At 59.9% G+C, this 7,698-nt stretch carries 11 protein-coding genes; 7 read left to right on the top strand and 4 right to left on the bottom strand.

What is annotated here, in order from left to right; all coding sequences use genetic code 11:
• The first annotated feature begins 190 nt into the window (after positions 1-190).
• On the top strand, positions 191-1,321 hold the full coding sequence (locus NW841_RS06660; RefSeq protein ID WP_414364844.1) for a geranylgeranyl reductase family protein: 1,131 nt from the start codon (positions 191-193) through the stop codon (positions 1,319-1,321).
• Between the two features lie 5 nt (positions 1,322-1,326).
• Here the strand turns inward: NW841_RS06660 and NW841_RS06655 are convergent, their stop codons facing one another.
• The 3 genes from NW841_RS06655 to NW841_RS06645 form a co-directional block, all read right to left on the bottom strand.
• A complete protein-coding gene (locus NW841_RS06655; RefSeq protein ID WP_414364843.1) occupies positions 1,327-1,797 on the bottom strand; it encodes an ATP-binding protein in 471 nt (156 codons plus the stop codon).
• 118 nt (positions 1,798-1,915) lie between these two features.
• Positions 1,916-2,761 (bottom strand): OmpA family protein, encoded by an 846-nt coding sequence (locus tag NW841_RS06650; RefSeq protein ID WP_414385912.1) that lies wholly within the window; start codon positions 2,759-2,761, stop codon positions 1,916-1,918.
• 151 nt (positions 2,762-2,912) lie between these two features.
• Complete coding sequence (locus NW841_RS06645) at positions 2,913-3,557, bottom strand: XRE family transcriptional regulator (RefSeq protein WP_414364840.1); 645 nt, start codon at positions 3,555-3,557, stop codon at positions 2,913-2,915.
• A gap of 165 nt (positions 3,558-3,722) precedes the next feature.
• Between NW841_RS06645 and NW841_RS06640 the strand changes: the two genes are divergently transcribed.
• The 6 genes from NW841_RS06640 to NW841_RS06615 all read left to right on the top strand — a co-directional run bounded on the left by NW841_RS06640 (position 3,723) and on the right by NW841_RS06615 (position 7,188).
• The gene (locus NW841_RS06640) at positions 3,723-3,986 is read left to right on the top strand and encodes a hypothetical protein (RefSeq protein WP_414364838.1); all 264 of its coding nucleotides are present in this window, start codon (positions 3,723-3,725) and stop codon (positions 3,984-3,986) included.
• A gap of 84 nt (positions 3,987-4,070) precedes the next feature.
• Positions 4,071-4,433, top strand: coding sequence for a photosynthetic/respiratory NAD(P)H-quinone oxidoreductase subunit C (ndhC, locus tag NW841_RS06635; protein WP_011430811.1), 363 nt, complete (start codon positions 4,071-4,073; stop codon positions 4,431-4,433).
• Positions 4,424-5,164 carry an NADH dehydrogenase subunit K gene (locus tag NW841_RS06630; RefSeq protein WP_414364836.1) on the top strand — a complete coding sequence of 247 codons (741 nt, stop codon included), beginning with the start codon at positions 4,424-4,426 and terminating at the stop codon, positions 5,162-5,164. The genes ndhC and NW841_RS06630 overlap by 10 nt, the downstream gene beginning before the upstream one ends.
• A 1-nt stretch (position 5,165) precedes the next feature.
• A complete protein-coding gene (locus NW841_RS06625) occupies positions 5,166-5,711 on the top strand; it encodes an NAD(P)H-quinone oxidoreductase subunit J (RefSeq protein ID WP_414364834.1) in 546 nt (181 codons plus the stop codon).
• Between the two features lie 47 nt (positions 5,712-5,758).
• Entirely contained in the window at positions 5,759-5,932 is a 174-nt protein-coding gene (locus NW841_RS06620) for a hypothetical protein (protein ID WP_414364832.1), read from the top strand.
• Positions 5,933-5,973: 41 nt separating this feature from the next.
• Positions 5,974-7,188 carry a class I SAM-dependent methyltransferase gene (locus NW841_RS06615; protein ID WP_414385911.1) on the top strand — a complete coding sequence of 405 codons (1,215 nt, stop codon included), beginning with the start codon at positions 5,974-5,976 and terminating at the stop codon, positions 7,186-7,188.
• Positions 7,189-7,517: 329 nt separating this feature from the next.
• Here the strand turns inward: NW841_RS06615 and NW841_RS06610 are convergent, their stop codons facing one another.
• Positions 7,518-7,637, bottom strand: a complete 120-nt coding sequence (locus NW841_RS06610) for a photosystem II reaction center protein J (protein WP_011431222.1) — start codon at positions 7,635-7,637, stop codon at positions 7,518-7,520.
• Between the last annotated feature and the right edge of the window lie 61 nt (positions 7,638-7,698).

Genomic DNA, 7,698 nt, shown 5'->3' with positions numbered 1-7,698 from the left:
AGGAGAACAAGTTCAATCTCTGGAGAGTTTCCCGCCGTGGGTCGCACGGTGGCCGCACGCTGAGACCTCTGTACCAACAAGTCTGGGAAGCGTGAAGCCCGCACTCTATCGGTTCGCGCAGCGTGGCATAAGCCATATTGTGTTGACTCAACGCAGGGGAGTGTCGGGAGTCGTTCACGGATCGAGAGCCATGTCCCAAGTGTACGACTGTGTCATCGTCGGCGCTGGCCCTGCCGGCGGCTCGGCCGCCTATCACCTGGCCAAGCGGGGGCGCTCAGTGTTGGTTTTGGAAAAGGATTCTTGGCCTCGCTACAAACCCTGTGGCGGCGGCGTTTCTCCCATGGTGGCGGCCTGGTTTGACTTCGATTTCAGCCCCGCCATTTCGCTGAAGATCCGGCAAATTCGCTACACCTGGCGGGGCGGGGATCCGGTTGTGGTTGACCTGGATCTGAAAGAGCCGGTATGGATGGTGCGGCGGGAGGTCTTCGACCATTACTTGATTCAGCAGGCGCAAAAGCAGGGGGCAGCGCTTCAGACGGAATGTCCTGTCTCCGGTATTGAGTGGCAGAGCGACCGCTGGCAGGTGATGACAGCCACCGGCCCGGTCTGGGGTCGGTATGTGATCGGGGCCGATGGGGCAAAAGGCTCGATGGCCAAGTGGCTGGGCTTTCAACACCGGCAGCGCCGCCTGGCTGCTGCCCTGGAAGCAGAAGTGCCCGTCTCAGAGCCGCAAACCGCAGCCGCCCACTTCGACTTTGGCGCCGTGAGCAACGGCTACATTTGGAACTTCCCCAAAGCCGATGGCTACTCGATCGGGGCGGGCACCTTTCGGGGTGGCGAAAAACAAAACTTGCGGGACATCGCCGCCGAGTACGCCCAAAGCTTTGGTGTGGACTTGAAATCGGTCAGGCAGTTTGGCCATCCCATCTGTCTCTGGGAGGGGGATCAACCCCTGCACAGCCAAAATGCCCTCTTGGTGGGAGATGCCGCCTGTGTCGTCGATCCGTTTACCGCCGAAGGGATCCGCCCCTCCCTCCTCACCGGCATGCTGGCAGCGCAGGCCATCGACCAAGCCCTGGCAGGAGATACGGAAGCCCTGGCGACCTACTCCGCCCGCGTGCAGCAGGAGTGGGGCTCAGAGATGCGTTGGGCCAAGCGGATCGCGGCGCTGTTCTACCGCTTTCCGGGCGTAGGCTACAGGGTAGGCGTCAAGCGACCGGGAGCCACTCGGCGCATGGGCCAAATCTTAGCCGGTGAGCTGCGCTACAGCGATGTGGCCAGCTCGGCCATTCGCAAGTTGAGCGCTGGCCTGTTAGCCTAGGCCGGTCATTGGGAGACAGGGGCGGGATCGTCGAAGCGCCTGCTGATTAGCAGGCAGTTGCGGCCATCCGCCTGGCGAGTGTAGCTCAAGTGGGTGGAGAGAGCCTTCATTAGCAAAATGCCCCGTCCTCCCTCAGACTCGGCGTTGGGGAGCCTGTTGGCTGCCAGGTTTTGGGCAAAGCCCTCCAAGTCGAACTCCTGCCCTTGATCCCAGATGCGCAGCTCCAGCCCCTGGGGCATCAGAACCAGCTCGATATCAATGGGTGTACTGGGAGGCAAAGCGCGGTGGGCATGGCGAACGGCGTTGGTAAAGCCCTCCGCCAAGGCCAACTGGCATTCCAACCAGATGGGGCCCGGGATGCCGGCGTTGCGGAAAGACTCAAACCACGTCAAAACCTGGCCGAGAGCATCCAGGGTTGTGTCTACTCTCAGCGCAAAGGTCTGCTTTTCACCCGACGGGATCCCTGCTGCGTTCAAAATCGAAACCCAAAGCTCAGAGTTTTGCCTGGGCCCTCGCCCCCACAGGGAGCAGGCCAGTTCGATTCTAAACCAAGGCGCTGTTTAAGCCTGCCAACTCCCAACTTTTGGGGGGAAACTAGGGGGCGATGACGAGATCCACGCGGCGGTTCCGCTGTCGCCCTTCCTCTGTATTGTTGTCGGCCACCGGCAAGGTAGGGCCAAAGCCAGAGGTTGTCCAACTGATGGGATGGCCTTCCGGCAAGAGTTTCATCAAATAGTCTTTAACCGCGTTGGCGCGGCGCAGGGAAAGAGCCAGGTTGTAGTTTAGGGATCCAATGTTGTCGGTGTGACCGTTCACTTGAACGCGGGCGCCGGGCATGGCTTCCAAGGATTTCGCCACCTGGGCCAGCAGCGAGGCCGCCTCAGGCCGAATCTCGGCCTTGTCGAAGTCGAAGAGCAGATCGCCCGGCAGGCTGATGGTTCGAGTTCCCACCTGAAAAGAGGTAGGGGTCGGCGTTGCGCTGGGGGCGGGGACGCTCACTCCCTCCGGGGCGATCTCGGCAGCGGTGGCCGATTCCCACCTCGGCTCAGGGGCCACTGCTTGGGAAGACAGCCGTTGCAGCCGCGACTCCAGTTCTTCAATTCGGATCAAAAGCTGGATCACCTGCTGGCGGAGTTCTCGAATCTCCCTTTCCAGCTCCGTGAGGCCCTCGTGATTTGGATTCCCACTTGGTGAAGCTGCATCGGCTGTCGGGCTCACCGCTGCGGGACTGGCCTGGGGTGGGGACAGGGTGGGCAGGAGCGGCGGCGGGGTGGGGACAGGCTGTTCAGGCGGCGTGTTGACCTGCGGCTGGGGAGCTGGCAGTGGTTGGGTCGGAAGCTGCTGCGGGAGCACCATTCCCGCCCAGATGCCGCTGCCGACCAAGAGGAGCCCACTGGAGAGATTGAGAAAGACCGTTGCACGTTTGGATGGGCGAGGCATCGCAGGCAAACCTCCGGCTGGCTGGGCGTAGGCGAGGAGCGAAAACCGGGCTCAACTCAACGCCTAGAGTCGATCCTATCCGGCGACCACCGCTCGCCAAGAGGATTAGGGGTTGCTCAGGCTGCCACTTCCCGCCATCCTTGGCAAGAGCCTAGTCGAAGCTAAGACGGCCCCGGTAGCGCCCTATAAGGGTCAGGCCATTGACGGGATCCGCACAATCGACCACAAAAGACGGAAAGCGTGGGTTGTCACTGATAACTTTTACTCGGGATCCCGACAGGCGGTGCAACCGTTTGACCCACAGCTCGCCATCCCTCTGAAAGACGTAGATGCCCTCCTCCCCCAGCTCTTCTTGCCGCTCGACAAAGATCCAGTCGCCATCTTCCAAGGTGGGAGACATGCTGTTCCCTTGCACCCGAATCAAGCTGAGCCCATCCGGGTTCCCCTTCAGATGGGCCCGCAGCCAGTTACGCTCAAAAGCTAGCACCGACTCGATGGACTCTTCCCGCACCAGCGCCCCGGCCCCTGCCGAGGCAACCACATCCACCAGAGGCACGTATACATACTCCGTTTTGGCGTCGCCAGGGGATCCCTCCCCCGTAATCAGCCAACTGAGACTCACCCCCCCCACCTGGGCAATTTTCACTGCCTTGTCGATGCCGGGCACGGATCCCTTGAGGTAACTGCGCAAGGCTGTATCGCTAATGCCGGCCCGCCGCCCAAACGCATAAATGGCCTCATTGCCGATCACCTGTCGCAAACGGGCAGCAAAGGAGGAATCAGAGGAGGTGGACATCGGCTTAACACTACAGGTTGTGTACAACTAAATTTCTACCACTATATATTGACAAGTCAACCCCCGTGAGAGGTGGGGGATAGTGTTTATGCTGAGTTGGAGGGAAGAGGGCAGAGTTTCCAGTAGTAGGATCTGAGAGGCTCAACTTGTTCTGGCTTGATCCCTATGACCGTCTCAGACTGGAAGCGCTGGCTGGATCATTTTCTCATTGCCCTAGTCTTTCTGGTGTTTGCCGGCTTTGTCTGGTTTGTCTTCTCGGTAACGGGAGCTTTCATTGGGATCCCGCTGGGCTACAAACTTTGGCTGCGGCTGTGGTTGCCTCTGTTCCAGCCAGCGCTGGGGATCCTGATGGCTGGAGCCCTGCTGAGCGGGGTGTGGGGTTGGCTGGAGAAACGCCACTCCTGCAATCGAGACCATCAGCAGAACTAAAGATTGGGCAGCGCCAGGAGGCTCCAGACTGGCTCTATACTGAAAACGTATCTAAATGTTGAGCACCGGAGGCGGTCTGGCGTCGTGTTTGTCTTATCCGGCTACGAGTATTTGCTGGTTTTTCTGATCGTCTGTGCCCTGCTGCCGGTCTTGGCTCTGGGAGCTTCTGCGCTCTTAGCCCCAAAGCGGCGGGGATCCCTGCGCCGCAGCACCTATGAGTCGGGGATGGAGCCGTTTGGCCAGGCCTGGATCCAGTTCAACATCCGCTACTACATGTTCGCCTTGGTCTTCGTGATCTTCGACGTGGAGACTGTGTTCCTCTATCCCTGGGCGGTGGCCTTTCATCGCTTGGGACTGCTGGCCTTTGTGGAGGCCCTGATTTTCATCGCCATCCTTGTGGTGGGCCTTGTGTACGCTTGGAGAAAAGGAGCGCTGGAATGGTCATGACCTCTAAGGAGCCGGAAGTCTTGTTTCCGGCGTCTGCCCCGCAAGTTACCACAGACCTCTCGAACAACGTTGTTCTCACCACGGTTAACGACCTGTACAACTGGGCGAAGATGTCCAGCCTCTGGCCGCTCCTCTACGGCACTGCTTGCTGCTTCATCGAGTTTGCAGCCATGCTGGGCTCCCGCTTCGATTTCGACCGCTTTGGCCTGTTGCCTCGTTCTTCGCCGCGCACGGCCGATTTGATCATCACGGCAGGCACCGTAACCATGAAGATGGCGCCGGCGCTGGTCAAGCTCTACCAACAGATGGCCGAGCCGAAGTACGTGATCGCCATGGGGGCCTGTACCATTAGCGGCGGCATGTTCAGCTCCGATTCCTACACGGCGGTGCGGGGGGTAGACAAGCTAATCCCCGTGGACGTGTACATTCCCGGCTGCCCGCCGCGACCGGAGGCGATCATGGATGCCATCGTCAAGCTGCGCAAGAAGATCGCCGCCGAGGATATGCGGGAGCGGGGCCGCCTGCAGCAAACTCACCGCTACTACACCGTCAAGCACAACCTCAAGCCGGTGCCAGAGATCATCACTGGCAAGTACTTGGAGAGCGAAACTCGCCAAGCCCCGCCGCCGGAGTTGGCCGCTGCTATTGGCCTACCGGTGCCACCGGCACTGCAAACGGCCGACTTCAAGCGAGCAGAGCAACAGCTCAAAGCGCTGCAGGGAGGAATGTGAGATGACAGAGGACAAAGCCCAGGAAAAGCCGTCCTCGACAGCCGAGCCGACAGAACCATTGGCGACGCTGGAGCGGGGGCCGGTCTCCCAGTTCCTCGCCGATAATGGCTTTGACCATCAGTACCTGGGTAGAGATGCCGCCGGAGTGGAGCTGTTGGAGGTGGAGCGGGACTTTCTCTTGCCTGTGTGTACTGCCCTCTATGCCTATGGCTTCAATTACCTGGAGTGCCAGTGCGGCTACGACCTGGGGGCGGGGCAACCTCTGGTCAGCCTCTATCACCTGATCAAGCTGGTGGACGGGGCAGATCGGCCGCAGGAGGTGCGGATCCAGGTGAAGCTGCCCCGCCAAGATCCGCGGGTGCCTTCGGTGTACTGGATCTGGAAGTCGGCGGACTGGCAGGAGCGGGAGACTTATGACATGTACGGCATCATCTTCGAGGGACACCCCAACTTGAAGCGGATCTTGATGCCGGAAGACTGGATTGGGTGGCCGCTGCGCAAGGACTATATCACGCCTGACTTCTATGAGTTGCAGGACGCCTACTAGGGGGGATGCCTCAACCGGCTGAGCAGCGTTCGCAGGACGTGAGAGAGATGTGGCCTTTTTTACTCTTGGTAATCTACGCAGGGGGAGTTTGGTACTCAGCCCGCAAGGCAGATCGCATCTACTCAGGCTCTGGAAAGTGGGCGGTGTCGGCCCTCTGGCCGCTGCTGCTCTTGACCAACCGCCAGTTCCGCCAAAATTGGCGTCGTCCCTTGAATAAGTGAGTCTATCCCCATTGGTAAGCCCTTCTAGGCAAGACTTAGGCTTGGGCAATCCGGGTTTGCCCTTTTTGCCCTCGCAGGCCGACCGAAGGTTGCCAGAGCTGATTGGCAGCCGCATTCGCGCCCGGGGACCAGTGACCTTTGCCCAGTTCATGGAGTGGGCCCTCTACGAGCCAGGGCTGGGTTACTACGAGCGGGAGCATCTCCCCCTCGGCTATGACTATCGCACCTCCCCCCACTTGGCGGCGGATTTTGCCCAACTGTTGGCTGAGCAGATCTTCCAGTTCTGGCACATTTTGGGATCCCCCCCCCATTTTGCGGTGATTGAGATGGGGGCGGGCAGCGGCCGCCTGGCTGAAGATTGGCTGGCCTATGTGGGCTCCACTTGGCCTGACTTCTGGCAAGCCCTGGAGTACGGGATCCTCGAGCGCTCTGCTTTTTTGCGGCGGCTGCAGCAAGAGCGCTTGGCCGGCTATGGCGAGAAGGTGCGCTGGCTAGAGTGGGACGAGATCCCAGATGGATCGGTAACCGGCTGCTTTTTTTCCAATGAGCTGGTGGACGCCTTCCCAGTCCATCGGGTACAGGTGCAGGCAGGGGCCTTGCGGGAAATCTACGTGGATTGGGCAGAGGGGGAAGAGGGGGGCTTCCGAGAAGTGTTGGGGGCTCCCTCTACACCCGCGCTGGAAACCTACTTTGCCCGCCTGGGGATCCCGATTGCCACTTACCCCTCCGGCTACCAAACCGAGGTCAATCTCAAGGCCCTAGAGTGGCTCCAGCTTTTGGCCCGCAAGCTGCGACGGGGCTATGTGCTCACCTTTGACTACGGCTACACCGCCCAGCGCTACTACAGCCCCCAGCGCTTCCAGGGCACGCTCCTGGCCTACCGCCAACATGGCACCTACGCGGATCCCTATGTCTGGGTGGGATCCCAAGATCTCACTGCCCATGTGGACTTTACCACCTTGCAGCAGGTGGGGGAATCTCTGGGGCTCAAGTGCCTGGGCTTCACCCAGCAGAGCTACTTTTTGGTAAACCTGGGATTGGCGAAAAGGCTAGCCGACCTCAGCCAAGTTGGCGACGAGGGGGGGGATCTGGGCCAGGTGTTGCGACGGCGACATGCCCTTCACGCTCTGCTGGATCCGCTGGGGTTGGGGAGCTTTGGGGTGCTGCTGCAGGCCAAGGGCCTGAGCGACTCGGAGTATGCCCAGCCACTGCGGGGCTTTGTCGATCCGGAGCTACACAGGGGGATAGCTTGGTAGCCCCGCACTAAAGTGGAGGGTGGAGAAGCCTGCAAGCAACTTGAGTTGCTCTCCCTTTGCCCCAGCGGGCCGGAGGCCTTAGCAAGCACCTACTGCGAACCCGACCAGTGCATAGCGTGGAAGCGTTGCTCCGCAAAGTAAGCTGAACCTTGGGGCTTTGCCCTAGGGAACTGTGTAGAGGCGTCTTGACAGTGCTTTTACAAGTCCGCTTGTGGACTGCGTAAGAATCCCCCGACTTAAAGTCAGCGGAGTGTCAAGCGTACCCTAAAACGAAACAGAGCGAGGGGTTGCGTGGATTACTGCCCCTCGCGCTCCTCTACTTCCCTAAACTACACGGGGGCCCCAAGACCGGTATAGGAGCCATAGAAGAAAAGCCCAACCACCGTGACTACACCCAAACCGACAACCACAGCCACTATCCACAAAGGGATCCTTGCCTGACTAGTCATAGCAACTGGCCTCCAAAAGAAATTGATTCCTGCAGCTTTTCTCAACTTAAGACCGGAGATG

It is taken from the genome of Synechococcus sp. H60.3 (assembly GCF_047462295.1).
Classification (GTDB): domain Bacteria; phylum Cyanobacteriota; class Cyanobacteriia; order Thermostichales; family Thermostichaceae; genus Thermostichus.
This window is presented reverse-complemented; position numbering and strand designations above follow the sequence as displayed.

Excerpts from the sequence above, each read along its gene's own strand:
- NW841_RS06660 (WP_414364844.1), top strand. The coding sequence starts at position 191 with ATGTCCCAAGTGTACGACTGTGTCATCGTCGGCGCTGGCCCTGCCGGC.
- NW841_RS06650 (WP_414385912.1), bottom strand. The coding sequence starts at position 2,761 with ATGCCTCGCCCATCCAAACGTGCAACGGTCTTTCTCAATCTCTCCAGT.
- NW841_RS06645 (WP_414364840.1), bottom strand. The coding sequence starts at position 3,557 with ATGTCCACCTCCTCTGATTCCTCCTTTGCTGCCCGTTTGCGACAGGTG.
- NW841_RS06640 (WP_414364838.1), top strand. The coding sequence starts at position 3,723 with ATGACCGTCTCAGACTGGAAGCGCTGGCTGGATCATTTTCTCATTGCC.
- NW841_RS06630 (WP_414364836.1), top strand. The coding sequence starts at position 4,424 with ATGGTCATGACCTCTAAGGAGCCGGAAGTCTTGTTTCCGGCGTCTGCC.
- NW841_RS06625 (WP_414364834.1), top strand. The coding sequence starts at position 5,166 with ATGACAGAGGACAAAGCCCAGGAAAAGCCGTCCTCGACAGCCGAGCCG.
- NW841_RS06620 (WP_414364832.1), top strand. The coding sequence starts at position 5,759 with ATGTGGCCTTTTTTACTCTTGGTAATCTACGCAGGGGGAGTTTGGTAC.
- NW841_RS06610 (WP_011431222.1), bottom strand. The coding sequence starts at position 7,637 with ATGACTAGTCAGGCAAGGATCCCTTTGTGGATAGTGGCTGTGGTTGTC.